General features: G+C 45.6%; 1 tRNA gene. It reads right to left on the bottom strand.

Features of this window, described 5'->3' with window-relative positions:
- Positions 1–333: 333 nt before the first annotated feature.
- A tRNA-Thr gene (locus IEY42_RS22295) sits at positions 334–409 on the bottom strand.
- Positions 410–454: the final 45 nt, after the last annotated feature.

The raw sequence follows: 454 nt of genomic DNA, 5'->3' as shown, positions 1-454 counted from the left end.
GTGACTCAACTATGTTCTAGACGGTGGACAAAACTGACCAATTAATTAATGTAAATGGTATTAAGCGTCTGGAAATGACCTACTCTCACATGGGGGTGTAGAGGTTGCGCTTAATGTGCGCAGCACATTGCAACCTCGAAACGCGTAGAAACTTGTTTCAAGCTGAGGGCCCGCTCAGCGGCGGGGGACTGCGGGGTAGATATTTCAAACCCTATATACGGAAAAAGCCCTAGCGTTGTTTGCTAGGGCTTTTTCCGTGTATTTAGCGTCTGGAAATGAAGCTCTATGGTTTCCAGACAAATTTTTCTCTAGGACATAACACTAGATTATTCGTGGTGCTGATACCCAGAATCGAACTGGGGACCTCATCCTTACCAAGGATGCGCTCTACCGACTGAGCCATATCAGCAAACTCTGTACATATTGAGCTTAATTAGGCGCCTGGAAATGAATA

It is taken from the genome of Shewanella algicola (assembly GCF_014648035.1).
GTDB lineage: Bacteria > Pseudomonadota > Gammaproteobacteria > Enterobacterales > Shewanellaceae > Shewanella > Shewanella algicola.
This window is presented reverse-complemented; position numbering and strand designations above follow the sequence as displayed.